Raw genomic sequence first — 24,696 nt, forward strand, 5'->3', positions numbered from 1 at the left:
GTCAGCGGCCTCCGGTGCGGCGGCGCAGGCCGAGGGAGCCCCGGTCGCCGGTGCGGGCGAGCTGCTTGCCGGGCTGTCCCGCGCCCGCGGCCCGGGGCGCGTGGACGAGGCCCAGTTCGCCGGCGAGGGTCCAGAGGGCCTGCTTGACGGTGGACTTGGCGTCGAGTTCGTGGAGGCGGCCGGCGTCGACGACGGCCTGGAGCTCCTTGAAGTGGGCGGGGACGGAGACGCCGGCGACGCGGGTGCCGGTGATCTTCTGGACGAGGGGTGGCTGGATCTCGCTGGAGCGGTGCTGCCGGTTGACGAGGGTGACCGTCTCCTCGGCCTTGCGGACCTGGAGCCGTTCCCACATGCGTACGGTCCGTTTGGCGGCCCGGACGGCGACCACGTCGGGGGTGGTGACGAGGAGGGCGGTGTCGGCCATCTCGATCACGGCGGCGTTGGCGCCGTCGAGCCGGGAGCCGCAGTCGACGACGACGACCTCGTGGCGGCCGCGCAGGGCGCTGACGACCTGGCGGGCGGCGCGGTCGGTGACCTCCTCGCCGCGTTCGCCCTCGGCCGGGGAGAGGAGCAGCGAGAGGCCGGTCTCGTGGACGAAGACGGCGTCCTGGAGGACGCGGTGCGAGATGTCGGTGATGGCGGCGAGGTCGGCGACGGAGCGCCGGAACTGGACGTCGAGGTACGAGGCGACGTCGCCGTTCTGGAGGTCCATGTCGACGAGGGCGACGCTCCGGCCCGAGGCGCGGGCGGCGAGGGCGAGGTGGACGGCGGTGACGGTGGTGCCGACGCCGCCCTTGGCACCGGCGACGGTGACGACGGTGCCGCCGGGTCCGGTGCCCTGGTCGGGCCCGGTGCCGAGGTGGCGGCGGACCCCGGCGGACCACTGGGCGGCGGCCTGGACGCGGCTGGCGAGCTCCTCGTACCCCAGGGGCAGGGTGACGAGGCCGCGGGCGCCGGAGTCCATGGCGGCGGAGAACAGGACGGGCCCGGCGTCGCCGGTGATGAGGACGACGCCGACGGCGGGGAAGCGGAGGGCGACCTCGCGGACGAGTTCGAGCGCGGGGACGGGCCCGATCCGCTCGTGGACGAGGACGACCTCGGGGAGTTCGTCGAGGGAGGCGGCGGCGAGCCGGGCGAGGGTGTCGACGAGCTGGGTGGAGTCGGCGACCGGCGGCGCGGGCTCGGCGTCGGGCAGCTGACTGAGCAGCGTGCTGACGGCCCGCGCCGCGTCGGGGTCGCCGACGGCCGGCAGGATCCTCGTGGTCATACCGGCCTCACTTGTCCTTGTCGAGCGTGTAGGTGCGGTCGCGCTGGTCGACGGGGGCGCCGCCCGTGGAGGGGGCGACGAGGGCGAGGCGTACGTGTTCGGCGAAGGACTCGGCGTAGGCGACGCGCTGGGTGTCGAGGGTGGAGAGCGCGAAGGTGATCGGGACGGTGGAGGTGGCCCGGTCGGCGCGGTCGGAGCGTTCGGAGGCCGGGGTGAGCTTGCCGACGTCGAGGACGCGGGCGCCGGAGACGATCATGCGGGACTGGTCGGGGTCGCCCTTCTTCTCGCCGGCGAAGGTGGCGTAGATGTTGACGGTGGCGCCGGCGGTGATCTTGCCGGCGACGCCGGTGCCGGCGTCGATCATGATGGCGATCTCCTGCTGGCCCGGCTGGAGCGCGGGCCGGTCGACGATCATGTCCTCCTGGAGGAGCGAGCCCTCCTTGAGCCGGGTGACGGCGATCTTGCCCCGGATCCGCGCGAGGTCGGTGACGGCGGTCTCCGAGAGCCAGCGCTTCGGCATGGTGATCTTCTCGAACTGGTCCGCCTTCAGGGGCTGGTAGGGCTCCACGGCGCTCTTGATCCGGTACGCGGTGGTCTCCGGGCCGACCTTGGAGTTCACGTCCCCGATGACGGCGAGCACGCCGACGAAGGCGCCGAGGGCGCACAGGACGGAGAGCAGCAGCAGGATCACGCCGCGGCGCTGGCGGGAGTTCATGGCCGTACTACCTCGATCGGAGACGTGGGTCCGGACGGACGGAGACGGTGGGCGGGCGGGAGCGGGTGTACGGGGACGGGGACGGGCGTACGGGGGCGGGGGTCACGGGCGCGGTTCACGGCAGGGCGCGGGGGGTGTGCGCGCCGGGTCCGAGGGCCCGGGTCGGGTGCGGGACGGCGGGCCCCAGGGCGTGGGTGGCGGGAGTGTCCGCGGGGTCCAGGGCACGGGGGTCCGCCGGGCCCACCGCACGCGGGTCCGTGCCGGGCCCGTCCGGGTACGCGGTCGGGTGCGCGCCCGCGCGCGGATCCGCGCCCCCCGCCTCCCCGTACGTACCGCCGTCCCCGCCCCCGTCCCCGTATCCGTACCCGCGGCCCCCGGGTTCCGGGTGGGTCAGGGGTGCCGCGCAGAAGCCGCAGCGGTCGCCGATGAGGTCCATGCCGCACCAGTGGCAGGTCTCGCGCCGTACGGAGGAGACGAGTTGGTGGAGGACGGCCGGGTCGGGGAGGTACGCGGCGAACTCGACGAGCTTTCCGGTGCCCCACCAGCCGGGTGAGGCGGCGGGCAGCGCGGTCTCCTGGACCGGGCCGGGGATCCGCCAGCGGGGTACGAGGACGGTGGCGGGCCAGTCGGTCTGGAGGCGGCCCCGGGCGAGGAGGAGTTCGGTGGTGAACTCCGGTCCCGCGAGGGCCTCTCCGCCGTCGCCGACGCGGACCATCTGCGGGGTGGGTCCGGCGAGGACGGCGAAGTGGGCGCCGGGCAGCCAGCCCTTGAGGTGGGAGCCGAGGCCGACGGGGACGCGGTCGAGCCGGGAGACGGAGCCGAGGACGGCGCCCGCGTAGATGTAGTGGGCGAGCAGCCGGGCGGCGGAGGCGAGGACTCCGGGGCTGAAGTCGTACCCGGCGAGGAGGCACAGCTGGCGGACGAGGACGGCCGCGCCGAGCGGCGGCAGGTCGGTCCTGACCAGGGCGATCCGGTCGCTCTCCAGGAGGGAGCGGACGGCGTGCAGGCGGCGCTCGACGGCGGCCGGGGCGGAGGTGGGGCAGACGACGACCACGTGTCCGTACCGGGCGAGGAGCTGTTGCAGGTCCGCGACCGAGGCGTCCAGCGGGCGTCCCTCGGGAGGCGGGAGCACGGCGGCGCGCGGGGTCCCGGGGTCGGTCGGCGGCAGCACCAGGTCGGCGCTGGTGACCGCGATCGCTGTCGGCACGTCGGGCCCCCGTCCCCTCCGGCCCCCGGGGTCACGGGGGTCACGGCTCACTTACCGCGTTCACGGCGTCACACCGGGGTGCGGCCGCCTCTGCACCTTATCCACGTCCCCCGGGGTGGTGAACACACAATCCGCCAAGCTGCCCCCATTTATTTGGGCCCGGGCGCCCGGGGCGTCCGGACCCACCTCCGGGCCCCGCCCTTGGGCCCGGAGCCTGGGCCCCACGGCCCTTTCCGTCCCGGAATCCCCCCGCCGCCCGAACACCGCTTGTCGTCAGAGGTCTTGACAACACGATTGGTCTGGACCAGCTTGTTCGCACAACGGTGGCCACCGTCCGTACCCGTACCCCTCGTACCGCCTCGTACCCCCGTACGAACCCCCTCCGTACGACGACGTACGGCACCTCCACATCCCCAACTCCCCCACGGAGGATGCACGTGGACCGCACCACCACCCGCCCGCGCGGGCGCAGATGGCTCGGCGGAGCCCTCGCGCTCGCCGTCGGCTCCGGGCTCGTCCTCGTCGGCGGAGCCGGCACCGCCCAGGCGGCGGACGTCAACGTCGCCAAGAACGCGGGCTTCGAGAACGGGCTCGCCAACTGGGCCTGTTCCGCCGGGAGCGGCGCCGCCGTCTCCTCGCCGGTCCGCACCGGCGCCGGCGCCCTGAAGGCCACCCCGGCCGGTCTCGACAACGCCAAGTGCGTGCAGACCGTGGCCGTGAAGCCCAACTCGACGTACACGCTGAGCGCCTGGGTCCAGGGCGGCTACGCCTACCTCGGCGCGAGCGGCACCGGGACCGGCACCGGCTCGGTCTCCACCTGGACGCCGGACTCCCCGTCCTGGAAGCAGCTGACCACCACCTTCACCACGGGCGCCTCCACCACCTCGGTGCAGATCTACACCCACGGCTGGTACGGCACCTCCCCCTACCTCGTCGACGACGTGAGCGTCTTCGGGCCCGACGGGGGCGGCGGCCAGGACCCCGACCCGGTCGTCCCGGCCACCCCGGCCGGCCTCGCGGCGGGCACCGTCACCTCCTCCTCCGTCGACCTGAGCTGGGGCGCGGTCTCCGGCGCGACGGCCTACAAGGTGTACCGGGACGGCGCCAACCCGCAGACCGTGAGCGGCACCTCCACCACGGTCACCGGGCTCACCGCCGACACCGCCTACCAGTTCCAGGTCGCCGCGACGAACTCCGCGGGCGAGTCCGCGAAGTCCACCGCCGTGACGGCGCGCACCGCCAAGAACCAGACGGGCCCCGGCCCGGCCGTGCCCAAGCACGCCGTGACCGGCTACTGGCAGAACTTCGACAACGGCGCGGCCAAGCAGAAGCTGCGGGACGTGCAGGCGGCGTACGACATCATCGCCGTCTCCTTCGCCGACTCGACGGCCACGCCCGGCCAGATCGTCTTCAACCTCGACCCGGCCGTCGGCTACTCCTCGGTCGCCGAGTTCAAGTCGGACGTCGCGGCCAAGAAGGCGGCCGGCAAGTCCGTGATCATCTCCGTCGGCGGCGAGAAGGGCAACGTCACGATCAACAGTGACGCGAGCGCGACCGCCTTCGCCAACAGCACGTACGCCCTGATGCAGGAGTACGGCTTCAACGGCGTCGACATCGACCTCGAGCACGGCATCAACTCCACGTACCTCACCAAGGCGCTGCGCCAGCTCTCCGCGAAGGCGGGTTCGAGCCTGGTCCTGACGATGGCCCCGCAGACCATCGACATGCAGTCCACGGGCACGGAGTACTTCAAGACCGCGCTCGCCGTGAAGGACATCCTCACGGTGATCAACACCCAGTACTACAACAGCGGTTCGATGCTGGGCTGCGACGGCAAGGTCTACAGCCAGGGCTCGGTGGACTTCCTCACCGCGCTCGCCTGCATCCAGATCCAGGGCGGTCTCGACCCGTCCCAGGTCGGCCTGGGCGTCCCCGCCTCCACCCGGGGCGCGGGCAGCGGCTACGTGTCCCCGCAGATCGTGAACAACGCGCTCGACTGCCTGACCAAGCTCACCAACTGCGGCTCCTTCAAGCCGGCCCAGGCCTGGCCGTCCCTGCGCGGCGCCATGACCTGGTCCACCAACTGGGACGCGACGGCCGGCAACGCCTGGTCGAACGCGGTCGGTCCGCACGTGCACGGCCTCCCGTAACGGGACCCTTCCCCGTCCCCGTACGGGCTCCGCAGCGCCGCCGCTCCCCCGGCGGCGCTGCGTCGTTCCCGGGGCCGTACGGGGCCCGTCAGCGGCGGGGCAGGAACGTGGCCAGGACCGGGTCGAGCCGCGCCACCCACTCCTCGACCCGGGCGGCGCGGCGGCCGTCGAGCTCGCAGGTGTAGGCGCCGCCCTCGTGGAGCGAGACGACGACGCGCAGCCCCCGGCCGCGGCGGGTGCGCAGCAGGTCCACGCCGGAGATCTCCTCCCAGCCGAAGTCGACCTCCTCGCCGTAGAGCTGGAGGTGCACGCCGGAGCCGTCGACGACGATCCCGGACACCCGGTCGGCGGCCACGAACTCCGGTACGAAACCGGGCGCGACGGAAGGCGGTGGCGGTACGGCGAAGGCGCCCGGCGGCCCGAAGCCCTGCGGGGGCCCGAACCCCTGGGGCGGTACGTGCGGGAGTACGAGCCCCGGTGGCGGCGTCTGTCCCGGCGGGGGCGTCTGTCCTTGCGGGGGCGTCTGTCCCTGCGGAGGTCCGTAGGCGGGGGCCGCCGGTACGACCAGCGTGGCGGGGTGCGGTTCCCCCTCCCCCAGCGCGTCCAGGATCTCGTCCGGCGTGGGGCGTTCGGCCGGGTCCTTGGCGAGGCAGCGGCCGATCAGGCCGCGCAGGGACTCCGGGACGGAGGCCAGGTCCGGGGCCTCGTGGACCGAGCGGTACATGAGGCCCATCGGCGTCCCCTCCCCGAAGGGGCGGCCGCCCGCGGCGGCGACGAGGACGGCACCGAGGGCGAAGACGTCGGCGGCGCCCGTCACCTCCTCTCCGAGGGCCTGTTCGGGGGCGAGGTAGCCGGGGGTGCCGAAGGCGGAGCCGGTGGCGGTGAGCCGGGTCGACTCCAGGGCGCGGGCGATCCCGAAGTCGAGGACGCGCGGCCCGTCGGGGGCCATGACGATGTTCCCGGGCTTGAGGTCGCGGTGGACGAGCCCGCAGGCGTGGATGGCCTCCAGGGCCTCCGCGAGCGCGGCCCCGAGCGCGCGCAGCCGCGCCTCGTCCATCGGGCCCTCGTCGGTGACGAGCGCGGCGAGGGTGGGGCCGGGGACGTAGGCGGTGGCGAGCCAGGGCGCCTCGGCGTCGGGGTCGGCGTCGACGACCTGTGCGGTGTGGAAGCCGCCGACCTGCCGGGCGGCGGCGACCTCGGCGCGGAAGCGTGCGCGGAAGGAGGGATCGGAGGCGAGTTCCGGCCGCGCCACTTTGACGGCGACGGCGCGGCCGCCGCGCGATCGGGCAAGGTAGACGGTGCCCATGCCGCCTTCGCCCAGCTTGTGCTCGATGACGTATCTGCCGATGAGGGTCCCCACGCGGGACAGTATGGCCGAAGTCCGTACCTTGACCGGTCCATGACATGACTCCACCATGTCCGGAACACCCCGCACGATCCCGCACGACCCGCATCACCCCCTCGCCCCACCCCCGTTCCGCTTCGTCGTTGTCGCACCCCCCACACTCCCCACCCAGGAGACACCATGCGACGTTCCCTCCGCGCGAGGAGGCCCGGCAGGAGGCCGGCCCTCCTCGCGACCCTCGTGGCGCTCGCCCTCGTGGCGCCCCTCTCCGCGCTCTCGACGCCCGCCGGGGCCGACCCGGCGTCGGCCGCCGCCGGCACCGCCGCCCGTTCCGCCGCGGACGAGGAGGTGGTCCGGCAGTACGAGGTGGCCGGGCCCGCCACCCCGGCCGCCCGCACCGCGCTCGCCGCCACCGGGGTCTCGATCGACGAGGTCGACGCCCGCGCGGTCGTGATCAGCGCGAACGCCCGGCAGCTCGGGCGCGTCCGGGCCCTGGGCTACCGGCCCGTGGCCCTGCCGGGCCCGCCGGACCGGGGCGAGGCTGCCCGGTCCGCGCTCGGCCCACTGGACTTCCCGTCGGCGGACTCCCGCTACCACAACTACGCCGAGGCGACCGCGGAGATCAACCAGCGGCTCGCCCAGTACCCCTCGATCATGAGCAAGCGGGTGATCGGGAAGTCGTACGAGGGCCGGGACATCGTCGCGATCAAGGTCAGCGACAACGTGGCCGTCGACGAGAACGAGCCCGAGGTCCTCTTCACCCACCACCAGCACGCCCGCGAGCACCTCACCGTCGAGATGGCGCTCTACCTGCTGCGCGAACTCGGCGCGGGCTACGGCACGGACAGCAGGGTCACCAACGCGGTGAACGGGCGCGAGATCTGGATCGTCCCGGACCTCAACCCGGACGGCGGCGAGTACGACATCGCGTCCGGCTCCTACCGCAGCTGGCGCAAGAACCGCCAGCCCAACTCCGGCTCCTCGTACGTCGGTACGGACACGAACCGGAACTGGGACTACAAGTGGGGCTGCTGCGGCGGCTCCTCCGGCACCAAGAGCTCCGAGACCTACCGGGGCACGGCCCCCGAGTCCGCTCCCGAGGTGAAGGTCGTCGCCGACTTCGTCCGCTCCCGCGTGATCGGCGGGAAGCAGCAGATCAAGGCGTCGATCGACTTCCACACGTACAGCGAACTGGTGCTGTGGCCGTTCGGCTGGACCACCGCCGACACCGCCCCGGGCATGACCCAGGACGACCGGAACGCCTTCGCGGCGGTGGGCAAGAAGATGGCCGCGAGCAACGGCTACACGCCCGAGCAGTCCAGCGACCTGTACGTCACGGACGGCTCGATCGACGACTACCTGTGGGGCGCGCAGAGGATCTTCGCGTACACCTTCGAGATGTACCCGACGTCCTCCTGGAACGGCGGCTTCTACCCGCCCGACGAGGTCATCGAACGCGAAACCGCCCGCAACCGGGACGCGGTCCTCCAACTCCTGGAGAACGCGGACTGCATGTACCGCTCGATCGGCAAGCAGGGGCAGTACTGCGCGGCGTGATCCGGAACGCCCGGTGCGGGCCCGTACTCCTCCGGGGGTACGGGCCCGCTCCCGTCACCGGGGGCGCGCCGTGTCCGCCGCGCCGGACGGCTTCGGGACCACCCCGTCCAGCGGGGTCAGCAGCCAGTGCCCGTCCTCCCGGCTCACGGTCTCCACGACCGCGACCGGACGCTTCCGCTCCCCGGCGGTGCCGGTCAGCCGGACGCTCCAGACGTCCGGGAACTCGGAGGTGCGCTTCCACGTCACGTCCCAGTCCTGGCCGCCGTACTCCTCGATCCGGGCGCGGGCGTCGTCCCTGCCGTGCGGGTGGGCGGCGAGGAGGTCGGCGAGGCCGGCCTCGTCCGAGGCGTTGAGCAGCGTCACGTACCGGCCGAGGAACCGGTCCTGGTCCGCCAGGTCCGGCTTCTCCTGCGCCCCGCCGCAGCCCGCCAGCAGCCCCGCGCACAGCGCGGCCGCGACCGGCAGGCCGATGCCGACGCCGGTGCCGAACGGTTTCGTTCTTTTCGCGCGTCCCATGTGAGGTCCCCCTGTGGTCTCGGGGGTCAACCGTCGCACACGGAAGGGCTTTTCAGCCCAGGACCGCCAGCGCGTCGATCTCGATGAGGAGGCCGGCGGGGAGGCCGACGTAGACGGTGGTGCGGGCGGAGGCGGGGGCCTTGAGGCCCTGCTCCTCGAAGTACTGGTTGTAGATCTCGTTCATCTCGGCGAAGTGGTCCACGTCCGTCAGGTAGACGCGCGTCATCAGGACGTCGTCCCAGGTCGCGCCGCCCTCCTCCAGGATCGCCTTGACGTTGGCGAAGGTCTGGAGGGTCTGCTCGCGCAGGGTCGGGCCCGCCACGGTCGGGGCCTGGCCCTCGACGGCGGGCAGGAAGCCGACCTGGCCGGCGACCTGCAGGATGTTGCCCTTCTTCACGCCGTGCGAGAACTTCGCGGGCGGGGTGGTGTGGGTGGCGGGGGTCAGGGCGATCTTCTCGGTCGGCCGGTCGCTCATGCGGTGTCCTTCGTCGGGGCGGTGCCGGAGTACTCCCGGCTGATGGCGTCCGCGGTGCGGCGCACCTGCGGGAGGAGGGTGAGGAGTTCCTCGGCCGTGACGACCACGTTGGGCGCCGAGACCGACATGGCCGCGACGACCCGTCCGTCGGCGCCGCGGATGGGGGCGCCGACGCAGTTGATGGACTCCTCGTGGCCGCCGAGGTCGGTGGCCCACCCCTGCTCGCGCACGGTCGCCAGCTCCTTGAGGAAGGCGGCGGCGTTCGGCGTCGAACGGGGCGTGTACGGGGGGTAGTCGAGCTTCGCGGCGACCGCGCGCCGCTCGGCCTCGGGCAGGTCGGCCAGGAGCAGCTTGGCGACGGCGGCGACGGTGATCGCGACGGGCCTGCCGATGCGCGAGTACATCCGGACCGGGTAGCGGCTCTCGACCTTGTCGATGTAGAGGACCTCGCCCTCCTCGTACACCGCGAGGTGGATCGTGTGCCCGATCCGCTCGTTGAGCGCGGTGAGGTAGGGGTGGGCGATCTCCCGGACGTCGAGGTTCTCGACGGCCTCCTGCGCGAGCGCGAAGAGCCGGGCGCCGAGGCGGTAGCGCTGGTCCTGCTGGCGGTGGACGAGACCGTGCTCGTGGAGCGTGCGCAGCAGCCGCAGGGCCGTGGACTTGTGGACGCCGAGGCTCTCGGCGACCTGCCCGAGGTCGGCGGGGCCCCGCGCGAGCAGCGGCAGGATGCTGAGCGCCCGGTCGACGGTCTGGCTCATGGCGTACGTACCTCCTGGTCGTCCCCCGCGCGGCCGGGGCCGTCCGGGCCGTCGCCCGTCCGCCCGGGGTCCCTCTCGTCGGCCTCCGTCCAGCCGGGGCCGAGGTGAAGTGTCCCCCAGGCCGCGTCGCCGAGCGCGGCCAGGCGGTCGGCGCGGTCGCGGCGGGGCGGGGCGGCCAGGTCGCCGGGGACGGTGAGGGCGGCGGCGGCCGCGAGGTGCCCGTGCCGGAGCCGCGCCCCGAGGCCGAGGCCGCGCAGGGTCGCGGAGAGGAAACCGGCGGCGAAGGCGTCCCCGGCGCCGATCGGGGAGACGACGTCGACGCGGGGGGCGGGCACGAAGAGCCCGTCCTCCGCGTGCTCGCGCGTCCCCCGGTCGACGGCGACGGCCCCGGTCCCGCCCAGCTTGACCACGACGGTCCCCGGTTCGGGGAGCGCCTCGAAGACCGCGCGGGGGTCCCCCAGGCCCCACAGCCGCTCCGCCTCGTCCGCCCCGACGAAGACGACGTCGGCGCGGCGGGCCAGACCGAGGAGCACGCCGGAGGCGTCGCCGTCGTGCCACAGGGCCGGCCGGTGGTTGACGTCGAAGGAGACCACCGGCCGGCCGGGGCGCGGGGCGGTGAGCTCCCGCACCAGGGCCAGGCAGTCCCCGGAGAGGGCGGCGGTGATGCCGGTGAGGTGCAGGATCCGGGCCCCGGCGACGCTCTCGTACGGAACGGTCGCGGGCGACATGGCCGAGGCGGCGGAACCGGCCCGGTAGTAGACCACCTCGTGGGCGTCGGTGGCCCGGTCCTCGTCCGTGCGGAAGTAGATCCCGGTCGGCCGGCGCGGGTCGCGGCCGACGGCGGTGACGTCGACGCCGTGGCCGCCGATGACGTCGACCAGGTGGTCGCCGAAGCCGTCGCGGCCGACCCGGCCGACCCACTTGGCCCGGTGCCCGGCGGCGGCCAGGGCGCAGGCGACGTTGGACTCGGCACCGCCGATCGCCCGGGTGAAGGAGGGCACGTCCGCGAGGCGGCCCGGCCGGGAGGGCAGGAAGGTGACCATGGACTCACCGAGACAGACGACGTCGACGGCGTCAACGGGCCGGACGGTGTCGGCAGGCAGGGCGGCATCCACCGCGCGGACCACATCCGGCACCGCGTCCGGCGGCGGGGGCGCGTGTCCGCTCACTGCTCGTGCTCCCTGCGAGTCCCACGGGTCCATTGACCCGGCCTTGGCCCGGATGTTAGACAGCCATGAGCAAGGTGCGCAATGACTGTTGCACATCATGCAACACCCACGAGGAGGAGCCCCATGCCCGGCCCGGTGAACGAGACGCCCGCGCGGAAGGCGCACGAGGTCCCCGACCTCGCCGCCGAACGCGTCGACCACCGCTTCAAGGCCCTCCCCCCGGACGCCGAGGGCCTGACCGTCGGCGAGCTCTCCGCCCAGCGCCGCGACCTCTTCACCGGCGGCTACACCACCCCCGTCCTCGCCCTCTCCGCCGAGTCCGTCGCGCACAACCTGCGCCTCCTGGAGACGTACGCCGAGCGCCACGGCCTCGCCTTCGCCCCGCACGGCAAGACCTCCATGGCCCCCCGGCTCTTCGAGCGGCAGCTGGCGCACGGCGCCTGGGGCATCACCGCCGCCGTGCCCCACCAGGCCCGCGTCTACCGCGCCCACGGCATCGGCCGGATCTTCCTCGCGAACGAGCTGGTCGACCCCGTCGCCCTGCGCTGGCTCGCCGCCGAGCTGGACGCCGACCCGGACTTCCGCTTCGTCTGCTACGTCGACTCCGTGCGCGGCGTCGAGCTGATGGACGAGGCCCTGCGCGCCGCCGGGGCGGTGCGCCCGGTGGACGTCGTCGTCGAGCTGGGCGCGGGCGAGGGGGCCCGTACCGGCGCCCGTACGGAGGCCGAGTGCGCCGCCGTCGCGGACGCGGTCGCCGCCACCGCCGCCCTGCGGCTCGTCGGCGTCGCCGGGTACGAGGGCGAGGTGCCGGAGGCCGACCCCGGGCGGGTCCGCGCCTGGCTGCTGCGGCTCACCGGCCTGGCCGCCGCCTTCGACGCGGAGGGCCGCTTCGACGCCGGGATCGGCGAGATCGTGGTGAGCGCGGGCGGCAGCGCCTGGTTCGACACGGTCGCGGAGGTCTTCGCGGAGATCCCCGCCCTCTCCCTCCCGGTCCTGAGGCTGCTGCGCTCCGGCGCGTACGTCTCGCACGACGACGGCCACTACCGGCGCCTCACCCCCTTCAACCGGGTCCCGGCGGAGGGCGCGCTCCAGCCGGCGTTCCGGCTCTGGTCGCAGGTCGTCTCCCGGCCCACCGCCGAGCAGGCCTTCACCAACGCGGGCAAGCGCGACGCCGCCCACGACCTGCACCTCCCCGAGGCCCAGGTGGTCCGCGACGCCCGCACGGGCGAGATCCGCCCCGCCGAGGGCATCACCGTGACGGGCCTCTCCGACCAGCACGCCTGGCTGCGCACGGAGCCGGGCGCGGACCTGGAGGTCGGGGACTGGGTGGGGATGGGCCTCTCCCACCCGTGCACGTCGTTCGACAAGTGGCAGCTCATCCCGCTGGTCGAGGCCGACGGCACGGTGGTCGACCACATCCGCACCTTCTTCTAGGCACCGGGGAGCCGGAACAGTGCTGGAACTCGTCATCCGCGACGCCGAGGTCGTCGACGGCGGCGGCGGCCCCTCCTACCGGGCCGACGTCGGCGTCGAGGACGGCCGGATCACCACGATCGTCCAGGAGGCGGCCGCCGCCGGCTGCCAGCGGCCCACCGGCCGCCGGATCCTGGACGCCGAGGGGCTCGTCCTCTCCCCCGGCTTCGTCGACATGCACGCCCACAGCGACCTCGCGCTGCTCCGCGACCCGGACCACTCCGCGAAGGCCGCGCAGGGCGTGACCCTGGAGGTCCTGGGCCAGGACGGCCTGTCGTACGCGCCGGTGGACGACCGCACGCGCGCGGAGGTGCGGCGGGCGATCACCGGCTGGAACGGCGACGGCTCCGACCTGGACCTGGACTGGCGCACGGTCGGCGAGTACCTCGACCGGCTCGACGGCGCGCACGGCGGCCGGGGCATCGCCGTCAACGCCGCCTACCTCGTCCCCCAGGGGACGGTCCGGATGCGGGCGGTCGGCTGGGAGGACCGCCCGGCGACGGACGCCGAGCTGGACCTGATGCGGCGGCTCGTCGCCGAGGGCCTGGAGCAGGGCGCGGTCGGCATGTCCTCCGGCCTGACGTACACCCCGGGGATGTACGCGCCGGACGCCGAGCTGACCGAGCTGTGCCGGGTCGTCGCGGAGTACGGCGGCTACTACTGCCCGCACCACCGCTCGTACGGGGCCGGGGCCCTCGACGCGTACGCGGAGATGATCGCCCTGGCCCGGGAGGCCGGGTGCGCCCTGCACCTGGCCCACGCCACCATGAACTTCGGCGTGAACGAGGGCCGGGCCCCCGAGCTGCTCGCCCTCCTGGACGGGGCCCTGGACGCGGGCGCGGACATCAGCCTCGACACGTACCCGTACACCCCCGGCTGCACGACCCTGGTGGCCGTGCTGCCGAGCTGGGCGAGCGAGGGCGGCCCGGAGGCGGTGCTCGCGCGGCTCCGGGACGACGCGACGGCCGAGCGGATCCGGCACCACCTGGAGGAGGTCGGCTCGGACGGCTGCCACGGCGTCCCGGTCGACTGGTCCACGATCGAGGTCTCGGGGGTGACCGGGCCCGGGCTCGCGGAGTTCGTCGGCCGCCGCGTCGACGGCTGGGCCACGGCCCGCCGGCTCCTGGTCGAGGACCGGCTCGGCACGACGATCCTCCAGCACGTGGGCCACGAGGAGAACGTCCGGACGATCATGCGCCACCGGGTGCACACGGGCGGCTCGGACGGCATCCTCCAGGGCCTCAAGCCGCACCCGCGCGCGTACGGCACGTTCCCCGAGTACCTGGGGCGGTACGCGCGCGACCTGGGCGTCCTGTCCCTGGAGGAGTGCGTCGCCCATCTGACCTCCCGCCCGGCCGCCCGCCTCCGGCTCCCCGACCGGGGCCTGGTCCGCGAGGGGTACGTGGCCGACCTGGTCCTCTTCGACCCGGCGACGGTCGCCTCGGGCGCGACGTACGAGCACCCCAGGACCCTCCCGACGGGCATCCCGCACGTCCTGGTCGGGGGGAGGTTCGTGATCGAGGACGGCCGGCGCACGGACGTCCTGGCGGGCCGCGCGATCAGGAGGACGCCGGTCTCCCGCTAGGCGCGTCCACGGGGCCGGCGTCCTCCGGGGCGCCGGCCCGCCACGGCTCCCGCCGCGCCCACACCAGACCGAGCGCGGCCACGACCCCCGCCGCCACGAACCCGTACCACGGCGTACGTCCCGACGGCGCCGTCTCGTACACGAGGGCCGCCGACAGCACCGCGAGGACCTGTCCCGCCCGGCCGTACCAGGCCGCCGACGCGACGACGGCCGTCCCCCACAGCAGGTACCAGGGCTGGACCATCGGCGAGAGCGCGACCAGGGCCACCAGGGAGAGGCCGAGGCCGAGGACCGGGTCGAGGAGTCCCCGCCAGGCCCGCCACGCGAGGACCGCGATGAGGACGAGCGCGGCGGCGAGGCCCAGCTTCTGCACGAGGTCCTTGACCGGGTCGGGGTCGTCCGCGAGGAGCAGTCCGAGCCCGAGTCCCAGGTCGCTGGTCAGGGACAGGGCGGTGTGGATGGTCCCGGCCACGCTCTGCGTGCGCAGCCACCCGAACCCGGTCCCGGCGAGCACGGTCGCCCCCGCCGCCACGGCCCCCGCGACGGCCCCGGGAAGCACCAGGCCCTTCGCCGTGCCGCGGGCGCCGCCCCCGGCCCGGCGGGCGACCATCACCCCGATGAAGAGCAGGGCGACCGCCGCCGGGGACTTCACCGTCAGCGCGAGGCCGACGAGGACGGAGCCGAGCACCCACCGCCCCCGCGTCGCGAGCAGGACCCCGGCGAGGACGAGCCCGATCATCAGGCCGTCGTTGTGGGTGCCGCCGACGACGTGGATCAGGAAGAGCGGGTTGAGGACGGCCAGCCACAGCGCGCCCGCCCGGCCGCCGGGCCCGCCGCCGAGCCCCCGTACGGCCCACGCGGTGAGCGCGAGCGCGCCGAGGGCGATCAGGCGCATCCCGAGGACGGCGGGCACGACCGCCCCGCCGGTGACCTTCACGACCGCCGCCGCGAGGACCAGGAAGACCGGCCCGTACGGGGCGGGGGTGTCGGTCCAGTGGCCGCCGACGCTCGCCGCCGCCTCGGCGCCGAGTTCGCCGGGGCCGAGGACGGAGGGCCCGGCGCCGTACACGTCGTGTCCTTCGAGGACCATCGCGCCCTGGGCGATGTAGCTGTACACGTCGGCGCTGTGCAGCGGCGGGGCGAGGAGCAGCGGCGCGGTCCAGAGGGCGAGGGTCTTGAGGACCCCGTCCCGCGCGGCTCCGGCGCCCCGGACGAGCAGCACGCCGTAGCGCCACCACGCGGCGACGAGCAGGGTCAGGCCGAGGTACGCGAGGACGGCCCCGGCGACCGCGGGCGCCGTGCCGTGCCGCTCCCACAGCCCCCCGCCGCCGCGCACCGGCAGCGTCCCGGCGAACCATCCGCCCACGGCGACGGCGAGCGCCCCGCCCGCACCCAGCCACCGGCATCCGGAGGCGCTGAAAACCCACATGGCGTGCCAACCTATCCGGCCGCGCCGGGCCGCACCGCACCCGGCCGCCGGGAACCGCGCCACCCCCGACGTGGCCCAAAACACGAAGCGCCCCGGCCGCCCCGGCCGTAAGCTCTCGTCATGCAGGTGATCCAGTCCACGAAGCTCGCCAACGTCTGTTACGAAATCCGGGGTCCGGTGCTCGAAGAGGCGATGCGGCTCGAAGCCGCGGGTCATCGCATCCTCAAGCTCAACACGGGCAATCCGGCCGCCTTCGGCTTCGAGTGCCCGCCCGCCATCCTGGAAGACGTGCTGCGCAACCTCGCGGACGCGCACGGCTACGGGGACGCGAAGGGGCTGCTCTCGGCCCGCCGGGCGATCATGAGCCACTACGAGACCAAGGGCATCCCGCTCTCCGTCGAGGACATCTACCTCGGCAACGGCGTCTCCGAGCTGATCCAGATGGCGATGCAGGCGCTCCTCGACGACGGCGACGAGGTCCTCGTCCCGGCGCCGGACTATCCGCTGTGGACGGCCTCGGTGTCGCTCGCGGGCGGCACGGCCGTGCACTACCGCTGCGACGAGCAGGCCGACTGGATGCCGGACCTCGCGGACATCGAGCGGAAGATCACCGACCGCACCAAGGCGATCGTGATCATCAACCCGAACAACCCGACGGGCGCCGTCTACGACGACGAGATGCTCCGCTCCCTGACGGAGATCGCCCGCCGGCACGGCCTGGTCGTCTGCTCGGACGAGATCTACGACAAGATCCTCTACGACGGCGCCACGCACACCCCGACCGCCGCCCTCGCCCCCGACCTGCTCTGCCTCACCTTCAACGGGATGAGCAAGAACTACCGGGTGGCCGGCTTCCGCTCCGGCTGGCTCGCGGTCTGCGGTCCGAAGCACCACGCGTCCTCGTACATCGAGGGCCTGACGATCCTCGCCAACATGCGCCTCTGCGCGAACATGCCGGCGCAGCACGCGGTGGCCGCCGCCCTCCAGGGCCGGCAGTCGATCGAGGACCTGGTCCTGCCGGGCGGGCGGCTCCTGGAGCAGCGGGACACGGCGTACGAGCTGCTGACCCAAATCCCGGGCGTGACGTGTGTGAAGCCGAAGGGGGCGCTGTACCTCTTCCCCCGGCTCGATCCGAACGTCTACAAGATCAAGGACGACCGGCAGATGGTCCTGGACCTGCTGCGGGCCGAGAAGATCATGGTGGTGCACGGGACGGGCTTCAACTGGCACGAGCCGGACCACTTCCGGATCGTGACGCTGCCGGCGGCGGCGGACCTGGCGGACGCGGTGACGCGGATCGGGCGGTTCCTGGACGGCTACAGCCAGCCGTAGCCCCTCCGCGCCCCGGAGGCCCCCACTCCCGGACCTCGCTCAACTTTAGACTGAATCTAAGCTAGGATGGCTCCAGAGCACCTCAGGAGGCCGTCCCATGTACGAACCGATCCGCACCAAGTCGGTCCACCGGATGGCCGACGACGACCACGACGCGTACCCGCACCGCTCCCGCGAGGAGGAGCTGGACATCCAGCTCGCCGGACACCTCGCGGCCCTGCTCGCCGTCACCGACGAGCTGGGCGACACGGAGGCCGGCGAGCTCATCGCCCGGCAGGTGGCGCGGCTGCGCGGCGCACCGCCCGCACGGCACGCGGCCCTGAGCGGCTCGTCCGCGCGGGAGCTGCACACGAAGGCGCACGCCCTCGCGGGCCGCGCCCTGGTCGTCGCCGCCTCCCGGGCCGACACGGCCGCCGCGATCCTCTCCGCCGAGCGGATGGACGCGCACACCGCGGCACTGGCCGGGGAACCCGCCCTGGTCGCCGCCCCCTGACGGCCCCGGTCCGCGCGGCACGAACCGCGCGGACCGGGTGCCAACCACCCCCGCGCGGGGACGCGTTCACCCGGTGGCGGTCGCCACGGGTACGGTCGACTCGAACTCCGCGTACTCCACGACGCACACCGGCGCGCCGCCCCCGTACGCCTTCGCGCCCTTCGCCACCGTCCGGCCGGTCGCGCCGACCGCGAGGTCCCCGACGGTCCCGGTCCCCCGGTCGACCGCCTTCCCGCCCTCGTCCAGGAACTCCACCGTCACCCGGTAGGTGCCCTCGCGGGCGGCCCGGCTGGTGACCGACAGCTCCGCCACCGGCCGCCCGGTGGCCGGGTCGAGGGCGCACCGTGCCACCGTCACGTCCTCGGACGGGAACCTCAGGTCCTTGTGGTTCTCCCCGACCGCGTAGATGTACGCGGCGATGCCTCCGACCGGCACGAGCACGACCAGCGCACCCGTCGCCACCAGCAGCACGATCACCCAGCGCGGCACGCGGCCACCCCCCTCACGACGGGCTCACGGTACCTCCCGCTCCGGTCGGGGCCCATGCGCCGGCCCCCGGAGCCTGAGGGGGCTCCGGGGGCCGGGCGGATCGTGGTGGGCCGTCGTGACCCCACTGGTCAGGGCGGAATTTCGGGGCAACCCACCACGAGTTCGGGGTGCGGGATCAGCCGAGGCGCTCCACGAGCGCGCGGTACTCGTCCCACAGTTCCTTCGGCGTGTGGTCGCCGAAGGTGTTGAGGTGGTCGGGGACGAGGGCGGCCTCCTCGCGCCACACGTCACGGTCGACCTTGAGCAGGAACTCCAGGTCCTCGGCCGGCAGGTCCAGGCCGTCGGTGTCGAGGGACTCCGCGGTCGGCAGGATGCCGATCGGGGTCTCGACGCCCTCGGCCTTGCCGTCGAGGCGCTCGACGATCCACTTGAGGACGCGGCTGTTCTCGCCGAAGCCGGGCCAGACGAACTTGCCGGCGTCGTTCTTGCGGAACCAGTTCACGTAGTAGATCTTCGGCAGCTTCGCCTGGTCCGCGTCGGCCCCGACCTTGACCCAGTGGGCCATGTAGTCGCCCATGTTGTAGCCGCAGAACGGCAGCATGGCGAAGGGGTCGCGGCGCAGCTCGCCGACCTTGCCCTCGGCGGCGGCGGTCTTCTCGGAGGCGACGTTCGCGCCGAGGAAGACGCCGTGGTTCCAGTCGAAGGACTCGGTGACCAGCGGGACGGCGGAGGCGCGGCGGCCGCCGAAGAGGATGGCCGAGATCGGCACGCCCTTCGGGTCCTCCCACTCCGGCGCGATGGTCGGACACTGTCCGGCGGGGACGGTGAAGCGGGCGTTGGGGTGGGCGGCGGGCGTCCCGGACGCGGGCGTCCAGTCGTTGCCCTTCCAGTCCGTGAGGTGGGCCGGGGCCTCCTCGGTCATGCCCTCCCACCACACGTCGCCGTCGTCGGTGAGGGCGACGTTGGTGAAGACGGAGTTGCCCCAGAGGGTCTTCATGGCGTTGGCGTTGGTGTGCTCGCCGGTGCCGGGCGCGACGCCGAAGAAGCCGGCCTCGGGGTTGATCGCGTACAGGCGACCGTCCTCGCCGAAGCGCATCCAGGCGATGTCGTCGCCGATGGTCTCGACGGTCCAGCCGGAGATCGTGGGCTCCAGCATGGCCAGGTTGGTCTTGCCGCAGGCCGAGGGGAAGGCGGCGGCGACGTACTTGGCCTCTCCCTGCGGCGGGGTGAGCTTCAGGATGAGCATGTGCTCGGCGAGCCAGCCCTCGTCACGCGCCATGACGGAGGCGATGCGGAGCGCGTAGCACTTCTTGCCGAGCAGGGCGTTGCCGCCGTAGCCGGAGCCGTACGACCAGATCTCGCGGGTCTCGGGGAAGTGCGAGATGTACTTGGTGGAGTTGCAGGGCCACGGGACGTCCTGCTCGCCCTCCGCGAGGGGGGCGCCGAGGGTGTGGACGGCCTTGACGAAGAAGCCGTCGTCGCCCAGCTCGTCGAGGACGGCCTGCCCCATGCGGGTCATGGTGCGCATGGAGACGGCGACGTACGCGGAGTCGGTGATCTCGACGCCGATGGCGGAGAGCGGGGAGCCGACCGGGCCCATGCAGAAGGGCACGACGTACATGGTGCGGCCGCGCATCGACCCGCGGAAGATGCCGTCCTCGCCCGCGAAGATGGCCTTCATCTCCGCCGGGGCCTTCCAGTGATTGGTCGGGCCCGCGTCCTCCTCCTTCTCGGAGCAGATGAAGGTGCGGTCCTCGACGCGCGCGACGTCGGAGGGGTCGGAGGCGGCGTAGTAGGAGTTCGGGCGCAGGGTCGGGTCGAGCTTCTTGAAGGTCCCCTTGGCGACGAGCTCCTCGCACAGGCGCTCGTACTCGGCCTCGGAGCCGTCGCACCAGACGATGCTGTCCGGCTGGGTGATCTCGGCGATCTCGTTCACCCAGGAGACGAGCTCCTGGTGCTGGGTGGGGACGGTGGTGGGAGCCGCGTTGTCGCGCGCCACGATTGCTCCTTTTGAGGGGTTTTTTAGATGTCTGCCCCGTGGGGGCCACGACCCGGATGCTTCGTAGCTTGCTCATCCGGTGCCGACCGCACTCATTTGATCATCCGATGGATCCGCCCATCTGTCCAGGGGGCCGCACACGTGAGCATCGCCACTCGTATCCGGGACCTACGGGCCCGTAGGTACGATTCCGTCATGACTGCAGCAGCACCGGACGTGACCCCGGCCGCCCCCGCCCCGGCGCTCCCGCTGAAGCCCATGCTGAGAGGCTGGCTGCACGCGGGCATGTTCCCCGCCGTGATCGTCGCGGGCCTGGTCCTGGTCGCCCTCTCCGACTCGCCCCGCGCCCGCGTCGCCTGCGGGATCTACGTCCTCACCGCGTGCCTGCTCTTCGGCATCAGCGCGCTCTACCACCGCGGCACCTGGGGCCCGCGCGGCGAGGCCGTCCTCCGGCGCCTCGACCACGCCAACATCTTCCTGATCATCGCGGGCACCTACACCCCGCTCACCCTGCTCCTGCTCCCCGACTCCACGGCGAAGCCGCTCCTGTGGGCGGTCTGGGCGGCGGCCCTCGCCGGCATCGCCTTCCGCGTCTTCTGGGTCGGCGCGCCCCGCTGGCTCTACACCCCCTGCTACATCGCGATGGGCTGGGCCGCCGTCTTCTTCCTGCCCGACTTCCTGCGCACGGGCGGCATCGCCGTCCTCGTCCTGGTCGTCGTCGGCGGCCTGCTCTACAGCGCGGGCGGAATCATCTACGGCATCAAGCGCCCGAACCCCTCCCCGCGCTGGTTCGGCTTCCACGAGGTCTTCCACACGCTGACCCTGGCGGCCTTCATCGTCCACTACGTCGGCATCTCGCTGGTCGCGTACCAGCACGCCTGACCTGGAAGAATGGCGGCATGGCCGCCGATGCCCCCACCCGTCCCAGCCTGCGCGAGCGCAAGAAGGCGAAGACCCGCGCGGCGATCCGGAAGGCCGCCTACCGGCTCGCCGCCGAGCACGGCTGGGAGGCCGCCACCACCGACCGGATCGCGGCGGCGGCCGAGGTCTCCCCCTCGACCGTCGCCCGCTACTTCCCGGTCCGCGAGGACATCCTCCTCACCGACGAGGACGACGCCCTCCTCGAAGCCCGGCTCCGCGCCCGCCCCGCCGGCGAGGACCCCCTGGAATCCCTGCGCGCGGTCCTCCTCGAAGCGGTCCGCACCGCCTTCGCCGAACAGCCGGAGGAGACCCGGCTGCGCGCCCGCCTCATGGTCGAGATCCCCGCCGTGCGCGCCCGCCTCACCGAGACCACCACCGAGACCGGCCGCCGCCTCACCCGCGTCCTCGCCGCCCGCACCGGCCGCGCCCCCGACGCCCTGGAGGTCCGCGTCTTCACCGCCGCCGTCCTCGGCGCCCTCCGCGAAACGACCGCCTACTGGGCCGAACACGACCGCACCACCGACCTCCTCCCCCTCCTCGACCGCACCCTCGACACCCTCAAGGGCGGCCCGGCCCTGCCCTGACGCCGGTCACGCCGACGGGCCGCCCTCCCCGCCCGCCACCTCACGGGCGATACGGCTCCACCCGTCCCGCCCGCCGGGCAGCGGCCAGGCCCAGGTGGGCCGCGCCCCCGTGCGCAGCTCCGCGAGACGGCGGACCAGCGAGGCCCCCGCGATCCCGGCCCCGTCGGGAACGGCGGCACCGTGCCGCACGCGCAGCTCCGCGAACCGCGCCAACTCCGCCTCGTACTCCTCCACCGCCCGCCCCGTCCCCGCCGCCACCTCGTCACCGGGCGCGGTGCGGTGCAGGTGCAGCAGCGGGGGCGCAACCGACTCGGCGACCGCGGCGGCCAGCCGGGCGTGGCCGTCCAGGACCACATGGCAGTCCAGACCGCTGACCCACCACAGCAGGACGGGCGGAAGGACCCCGTCACGGGCCTGCTTGCGGTACGCCTTGACCCGTGCGTCGCGGTGGTCCGGCATCGGCCGCAGCGGCAGGATCTCCCACGAGCCGTCGTGGACGAACCAGTCGACGTACCCGTCGGGATGACCCTCGACGATCATCTCGCCCCAGTACGCGGAGGCCGACCGGTTCCCGTGGTTCCAGCGCAGCAGCGGGCTCTCGCGCGAGAGCAGCCACCGCCCGTCGTGCAGCGGCCCGCCCGGCGCCCCCGCCAGGTGTTCCGCGAAGCGGTACGCCCACCGGTCCGGCCGCCCGACCGCCTCCCGCGCGGCCGCGGCCCGCACCGGCGGAACGACGGAGCGGTAGGCGTCGGTGCGCCGGAACTCGACCCCGCAGTGGTCGTCGTCGACGGAGGCCAGCAGCACCGGCCGCTCCCCCTGGGCGAGCAGCAGCCGTCCCTCGGCGGCGAACAGGCACAGTCCGGGCCGCCGCCGGGACTCCACCTCCAGGACCAGCCCCGTCCAGGCGCCGTCGTCCCCGAAGACATCCGTGCGTCGCATGTCGAGAACGATAGACGGGCCTCTAAGGGCGGCCCCGCGCTCCCAACGCCCCCCTGACCACCCGCGCCGACTCCGGATTGTCCGGGCACTCCCACACCCCGTGCGGGCAGTAGTCCGTCACCGTCTGGTAGACCGGGCGGTGGACGGTGAACCAGTCGAGCATCCCGCGGACGTACGCCGGGTTGTCGCCGTTGCGGAAGAGGCCCCACTCCGGGTACGAGACGGGCTTGCCGTGTTCCGCCGCGAAGCGGACGTGGTGGGCGAGGCCGTACTCCTCGTTCACCTGGTCCTCGAAGGAGAGGCCCTCGGGCTGGTCGTAGGCGTCCATGCCGATGATGTCGACGACGTCGTCCCCGGGGTAGCAGAGCGGCCACGGCACGGCGTCGCGCCCCCGGCTCGGCGTGAAGTCGAAGCGGAAGCGCTGTCCCGGCACCGCCCGCAGCACCTCCACCGTCCGCCGCCAGTACGCCTTCCACGCCTCCGGGTCCGGGCCGCAGCGGTGGCTGTACGTGGTGCCGTTCATCTCCCAGCCCAGGACCAGGACCGCGTCCCCGAGCCGGTGTTCCACCAGCCGCTCCCCCAGGGCCCGGAAGTGCCCGTCGTACGCGCCCTCCGCACCCCGCCGCAGCCCCTCCCGCACCTCGGCGTCCGGCAGGCCCGCCTCGCTGCGGTCGAGCAGCGGCACGTTGAGCACGAAGAGCCGCCCCGGCCGCTCCTCCTTCCAGCGCGCCCACGGCCCGAACAGCGCCGGATGCCCCTCGATGTTGGACCAGCGGTCCCCCGGCAGGTACGTGTGCCCGACGGTCAGCGCCCCGCCGCCGAGCCAGGCCTGCACCTGGGCGATCCGGCGCACCCCCGCCTCGTCCGAGCCGGTGAAGAAGCCCGAGGGCACCTCCGGCGGCCGCTCCCCGGCGTGCCGCCCGCCGGGCGCGAGCCGGTCGGACGACGGGAAGAGGACGAGAACGGCCGCGAACAGCACGGTCAGTGCGGCCCGCGGCCGAAGAGAGGAGCGGCTCACGTCAGCTCGTCCAGAAGTCCCACCACCGCGTCAGGATCAGCATCCCGACGATCCCGACGTGCAGCAGCGGCGGGGCGAAGGCGAACTCGCCGAAGAAGGTCCGCACCCCCGCCGGCGCGGGCAGCACCCCGGTCCGGACGTTGTGCGCGGTGACGGACCAGAACATCAGGATCGTCGCGGCCCAGGCCAGACAGCACCACAGGCAGAGCGCGTTGATCTCGTACAGCGACTGGTGCATCAGCCAGGTGCAGAAGCCGACCCCGAAGAGGGTCCCGGCGTTCAGGCCGAGCCAGAACCAGCCCCGGTAGCGGGCCCCGGCCAGCAGCCCGGCCCCGATCGCGACGACGACGGCGTACGTGACGAGCCCCAGCATCGGGTTGGGGAACCCGAACACCGCCGCCTGCTCGCTCTTCATGACGCTGCCGCAGGAGACCACCGGGTTCAGGCTGCACCCGGGGGTGAAGCCGGGGTCCTCCAGGAGCTTGAACTTGTCGAGCGTGATCACCCAGCCGGCCAGGGCGCCCGCCGCGCCGGTGACCACCAGGAGCCAGGCGAGGGCCCGGCCCGCCCCGACCGGGCCGCCGGCCTCCCGGGGCGCCTCCTGGCGCCGCTGGCCCGGCACCCCGCCGCGTACGTCCACCGTCGCCATGGCGCGACCCCTCTTCCCGGTTCTTCCCGCTCAGCCCTGGACGCGGCGGACCGGCAGCAGGACGTGGGCGCTGTCCGCGAGCATCTCCTCGTCCGACACGAAGGCCCGCAGCCGCGCCTCGTCGACGGGCCGGCCGGGAACCGCCTCGGGCCAGGGCCGCACCGAGCAGATCAGATACGCCTTGCCGCTCTCGCGGGCGGCCGCCTGCCACTCGTCCGGCACCGGGCACTGCACCTTCAGGAAGGGCAGGGCGAGCACGGCCGAGCCGCCCTCGACGAGCAGCGAGGCGTTGATCCCGGTGTCCGTCTCCAGGTCGAAGAGCCGGTCGCCGACCGAGAGGCCCATGGCCTCCAGGGCCGCCCGCATCGCCTGCTGACCGGCCTCCGGGCCGTCCCGGCCGTCGCCGAGCGAGTACGCCATCAGGAACGGCGTGCCCGCCGACTCGGCGGTGGGCTCGCTGGACCACGGGATCACCGTGAGGGTTCCCAGCGGAGAGGCGCTGCGGGCCGAGGAAACGACGTTGGAAGTGGTCATGAATCGGATGCTAGTGCTCCAACCGCCCGTTCCCCACGCCCCTTTCACCCGAACGGCCGACATTCACGCCGCTGGCATTTCCGCCGCAACGA

Annotated in this window: 23 protein-coding genes; 8 read left to right on the forward strand and 15 right to left on the reverse strand. The window is 73.6% G+C overall.

The annotated features are described in order from the left end of the window. Position 1 precedes the first annotated feature (1 nt). From ACIQD7_RS17320 to ACIQD7_RS17330, 3 genes are all read right to left on the reverse strand, one after another. Positions 2-1,267: a CpaE family protein gene (locus ACIQD7_RS17320; RefSeq protein ID WP_402442504.1), complete on the reverse strand. Its 1,266-nt coding sequence runs from the start codon at positions 1,265-1,267 to the stop codon at positions 2-4. 7 nt (positions 1,268-1,274) lie between these two features. Continuing rightward, complete coding sequence (gene cpaB, locus ACIQD7_RS17325; protein ID WP_402442506.1) at positions 1,275-1,982, reverse strand: Flp pilus assembly protein CpaB; 708 nt, start codon at positions 1,980-1,982, stop codon at positions 1,275-1,277. A 115-nt stretch (positions 1,983-2,097) separates the two neighbouring features. Further along, the gene (locus ACIQD7_RS17330) at positions 2,098-3,189 is read right to left on the reverse strand and encodes a hypothetical protein (protein ID WP_402442508.1); all 1,092 of its coding nucleotides are present in this window, start codon (positions 3,187-3,189) and stop codon (positions 2,098-2,100) included. Between the two features lie 431 nt (positions 3,190-3,620). On the opposite strand from ACIQD7_RS17330, the gene ACIQD7_RS17335 reads away from it, so the two are divergent. Further along, positions 3,621-5,339, forward strand: a complete 1,719-nt coding sequence (locus ACIQD7_RS17335) for a glycoside hydrolase family 18 protein (RefSeq protein WP_205613971.1) — start codon at positions 3,621-3,623, stop codon at positions 5,337-5,339. 88 nt (positions 5,340-5,427) lie between these two features. On the opposite strand, the gene ACIQD7_RS17340 is transcribed toward ACIQD7_RS17335, so the two are convergent. Then, entirely contained in the window at positions 5,428-6,699 is a 1,272-nt protein-coding gene (locus ACIQD7_RS17340) for a serine/threonine-protein kinase (protein ID WP_402442510.1), read from the reverse strand. Positions 6,700-6,864: 165 nt separating this feature from the next. On the opposite strand from ACIQD7_RS17340, the gene ACIQD7_RS17345 reads away from it, so the two are divergent. Continuing rightward, the gene (locus ACIQD7_RS17345; protein WP_402442512.1) at positions 6,865-8,241 is read left to right on the forward strand and encodes a M14 family metallopeptidase; all 1,377 of its coding nucleotides are present in this window, start codon (positions 6,865-6,867) and stop codon (positions 8,239-8,241) included. A 54-nt stretch (positions 8,242-8,295) separates the two neighbouring features. Here the strand turns inward: ACIQD7_RS17345 and ACIQD7_RS17350 are convergent, their stop codons facing one another. Genes ACIQD7_RS17350 through ACIQD7_RS17365 form a run of 4 tightly spaced genes read right to left on the reverse strand, consistent with a single transcriptional unit; the run spans position 8,296 to position 11,033 of the window. Next, on the reverse strand, positions 8,296-8,757 hold the full coding sequence (locus tag ACIQD7_RS17350) for a hypothetical protein (protein WP_402442514.1): 462 nt from the start codon (positions 8,755-8,757) through the stop codon (positions 8,296-8,298). 52 nt (positions 8,758-8,809) lie between these two features. Then, positions 8,810-9,232 (reverse strand): RidA family protein, encoded by a 423-nt coding sequence (locus ACIQD7_RS17355; RefSeq protein ID WP_121833997.1) that lies wholly within the window; start codon positions 9,230-9,232, stop codon positions 8,810-8,812. Continuing rightward, on the reverse strand, positions 9,229-9,990 hold the full coding sequence (locus ACIQD7_RS17360; protein ID WP_121833998.1) for an IclR family transcriptional regulator: 762 nt from the start codon (positions 9,988-9,990) through the stop codon (positions 9,229-9,231). The genes ACIQD7_RS17355 and ACIQD7_RS17360 overlap by 4 nt, the downstream gene beginning before the upstream one ends. Further along, the gene (locus ACIQD7_RS17365) at positions 9,987-11,033 is read right to left on the reverse strand and encodes a sugar kinase (protein WP_402443267.1); all 1,047 of its coding nucleotides are present in this window, start codon (positions 11,031-11,033) and stop codon (positions 9,987-9,989) included. The genes ACIQD7_RS17360 and ACIQD7_RS17365 overlap by 4 nt, the downstream gene beginning before the upstream one ends. A 249-nt stretch (positions 11,034-11,282) precedes the next feature. Here ACIQD7_RS17365 and ACIQD7_RS17370 point away from each other — a divergent pair, with 249 nt between their 5' ends. Together ACIQD7_RS17370 and ACIQD7_RS17375 are read left to right on the forward strand one after the other, a co-directional pair. Continuing rightward, positions 11,283-12,593: an alanine racemase gene (locus tag ACIQD7_RS17370; RefSeq protein ID WP_402442517.1), complete on the forward strand. Its 1,311-nt coding sequence runs from the start codon at positions 11,283-11,285 to the stop codon at positions 12,591-12,593. 19 nt (positions 12,594-12,612) lie between these two features. Continuing rightward, positions 12,613-14,217, forward strand: a complete 1,605-nt coding sequence (locus ACIQD7_RS17375; protein WP_402442519.1) for an amidohydrolase family protein — start codon at positions 12,613-12,615, stop codon at positions 14,215-14,217. On the opposite strand, the gene mptB is transcribed toward ACIQD7_RS17375, so the two are convergent. After that, positions 14,192-15,646 (reverse strand): polyprenol phosphomannose-dependent alpha 1,6 mannosyltransferase MptB, encoded by a 1,455-nt coding sequence (gene mptB, locus ACIQD7_RS17380; RefSeq protein WP_402442521.1) that lies wholly within the window; start codon positions 15,644-15,646, stop codon positions 14,192-14,194. The two genes, ACIQD7_RS17375 and mptB, sit on opposite strands and share 26 nt — an antisense overlap. A 120-nt stretch (positions 15,647-15,766) precedes the next feature. On the opposite strand from mptB, the gene ACIQD7_RS17385 reads away from it, so the two are divergent. Both ACIQD7_RS17385 and ACIQD7_RS17390 read left to right on the forward strand, forming a co-directional pair. After that, entirely contained in the window at positions 15,767-16,978 is a 1,212-nt protein-coding gene (locus tag ACIQD7_RS17385; RefSeq protein WP_121832158.1) for a pyridoxal phosphate-dependent aminotransferase, read from the forward strand. A 97-nt stretch (positions 16,979-17,075) separates the two neighbouring features. Next, a complete protein-coding gene (locus tag ACIQD7_RS17390) occupies positions 17,076-17,471 on the forward strand; it encodes a hypothetical protein (RefSeq protein WP_121832156.1) in 396 nt (131 codons plus the stop codon). A gap of 66 nt (positions 17,472-17,537) precedes the next feature. Here the strand turns inward: ACIQD7_RS17390 and ACIQD7_RS17395 are convergent, their stop codons facing one another. Next, a complete protein-coding gene (locus ACIQD7_RS17395) occupies positions 17,538-17,960 on the reverse strand; it encodes a hypothetical protein (protein WP_402442524.1) in 423 nt (140 codons plus the stop codon). A 175-nt stretch (positions 17,961-18,135) separates the two neighbouring features. Further along, positions 18,136-19,959, reverse strand: a complete 1,824-nt coding sequence (locus ACIQD7_RS17400; RefSeq protein WP_402442526.1) for a phosphoenolpyruvate carboxykinase (GTP) — start codon at positions 19,957-19,959, stop codon at positions 18,136-18,138. A 195-nt stretch (positions 19,960-20,154) separates the two neighbouring features. Between ACIQD7_RS17400 and ACIQD7_RS17405 the strand changes: the two genes are divergently transcribed. Both ACIQD7_RS17405 and ACIQD7_RS17410 read left to right on the forward strand, forming a co-directional pair. Beyond that, positions 20,155-20,841, forward strand: a complete 687-nt coding sequence (locus tag ACIQD7_RS17405; protein WP_402442528.1) for a hemolysin III family protein — start codon at positions 20,155-20,157, stop codon at positions 20,839-20,841. A 17-nt stretch (positions 20,842-20,858) separates the two neighbouring features. Next, positions 20,859-21,464, forward strand: a complete 606-nt coding sequence (locus ACIQD7_RS17410; RefSeq protein WP_121832148.1) for a TetR/AcrR family transcriptional regulator — start codon at positions 20,859-20,861, stop codon at positions 21,462-21,464. Between the two features lie 6 nt (positions 21,465-21,470). Here the strand turns inward: ACIQD7_RS17410 and ACIQD7_RS17415 are convergent, their stop codons facing one another. The 4 genes from ACIQD7_RS17415 to ACIQD7_RS17430 are packed head-to-tail and all read right to left on the reverse strand — an operon-like array spanning position 21,471 to position 24,604. Beyond that, positions 21,471-22,403: a hypothetical protein gene (locus tag ACIQD7_RS17415; protein WP_402442530.1), complete on the reverse strand. Its 933-nt coding sequence runs from the start codon at positions 22,401-22,403 to the stop codon at positions 21,471-21,473. A 22-nt stretch (positions 22,404-22,425) separates the two neighbouring features. Beyond that, a complete protein-coding gene (locus tag ACIQD7_RS17420) occupies positions 22,426-23,421 on the reverse strand; it encodes a glycoside hydrolase family 26 protein (protein ID WP_402442531.1) in 996 nt (331 codons plus the stop codon). A gap of 1 nt (position 23,422) precedes the next feature. Further along, complete coding sequence (locus tag ACIQD7_RS17425) at positions 23,423-24,070, reverse strand: vitamin K epoxide reductase family protein (RefSeq protein WP_121832142.1); 648 nt, start codon at positions 24,068-24,070, stop codon at positions 23,423-23,425. A 30-nt stretch (positions 24,071-24,100) separates the two neighbouring features. Further along, positions 24,101-24,604, reverse strand: coding sequence for a DUF5949 family protein (locus tag ACIQD7_RS17430; RefSeq protein ID WP_202527370.1), 504 nt, complete (start codon positions 24,602-24,604; stop codon positions 24,101-24,103). Positions 24,605-24,696 lie beyond the last annotated feature (92 nt).

It is taken from the genome of Streptomyces sp. NPDC093071 (genome assembly GCF_044754545.1).
Classification (GTDB): domain Bacteria; phylum Actinomycetota; class Actinomycetes; order Streptomycetales; family Streptomycetaceae; genus Streptomyces.

Bases quoted from the DNA above. Each gene is read 5' to 3' on its own strand.
- ACIQD7_RS17320 (WP_402442504.1), bottom strand. From the start codon at position 1,267: ATGACCACGAGGATCCTGCCGGCCGTCGGCGACCCCGACGCGGCGCGG.
- ACIQD7_RS17350 (WP_402442514.1), bottom strand. From the start codon at position 8,757: ATGGGACGCGCGAAAAGAACGAAACCGTTCGGCACCGGCGTCGGCATC.
- ACIQD7_RS17405 (WP_402442528.1), top strand. From the start codon at position 20,155: ATGACTGCAGCAGCACCGGACGTGACCCCGGCCGCCCCCGCCCCGGCG.
- ACIQD7_RS17360 (WP_121833998.1), bottom strand. From the start codon at position 9,990: ATGAGCCAGACCGTCGACCGGGCGCTCAGCATCCTGCCGCTGCTCGCG.
- ACIQD7_RS17425 (WP_121832142.1), bottom strand. From the start codon at position 24,070: ATGGCGACGGTGGACGTACGCGGCGGGGTGCCGGGCCAGCGGCGCCAG.
- ACIQD7_RS17365 (WP_402443267.1), bottom strand. From the start codon at position 11,033: ATGGTCACCTTCCTGCCCTCCCGGCCGGGCCGCCTCGCGGACGTGCCC.
- ACIQD7_RS17355 (WP_121833997.1), bottom strand. From the start codon at position 9,232: ATGAGCGACCGGCCGACCGAGAAGATCGCCCTGACCCCCGCCACCCAC.
- ACIQD7_RS17345 (WP_402442512.1), top strand. From the start codon at position 6,865: ATGCGACGTTCCCTCCGCGCGAGGAGGCCCGGCAGGAGGCCGGCCCTC.
- ACIQD7_RS17335 (WP_205613971.1), top strand. From the start codon at position 3,621: ATGCACGTGGACCGCACCACCACCCGCCCGCGCGGGCGCAGATGGCTC.
- ACIQD7_RS17385 (WP_121832158.1), top strand. From the start codon at position 15,767: ATGCAGGTGATCCAGTCCACGAAGCTCGCCAACGTCTGTTACGAAATC.
- ACIQD7_RS17390 (WP_121832156.1), top strand. From the start codon at position 17,076: ATGTACGAACCGATCCGCACCAAGTCGGTCCACCGGATGGCCGACGAC.
- ACIQD7_RS17410 (WP_121832148.1), top strand. From the start codon at position 20,859: ATGGCCGCCGATGCCCCCACCCGTCCCAGCCTGCGCGAGCGCAAGAAG.
- cpaB (WP_402442506.1), bottom strand. From the start codon at position 1,982: ATGAACTCCCGCCAGCGCCGCGGCGTGATCCTGCTGCTGCTCTCCGTC.
- ACIQD7_RS17415 (WP_402442530.1), bottom strand. From the start codon at position 22,403: ATGCGACGCACGGATGTCTTCGGGGACGACGGCGCCTGGACGGGGCTG.
- mptB (WP_402442521.1), bottom strand. From the start codon at position 15,646: ATGTGGGTTTTCAGCGCCTCCGGATGCCGGTGGCTGGGTGCGGGCGGG.
- ACIQD7_RS17430 (WP_202527370.1), bottom strand. From the start codon at position 24,604: ATGACCACTTCCAACGTCGTTTCCTCGGCCCGCAGCGCCTCTCCGCTG.
- ACIQD7_RS17370 (WP_402442517.1), top strand. From the start codon at position 11,283: ATGCCCGGCCCGGTGAACGAGACGCCCGCGCGGAAGGCGCACGAGGTC.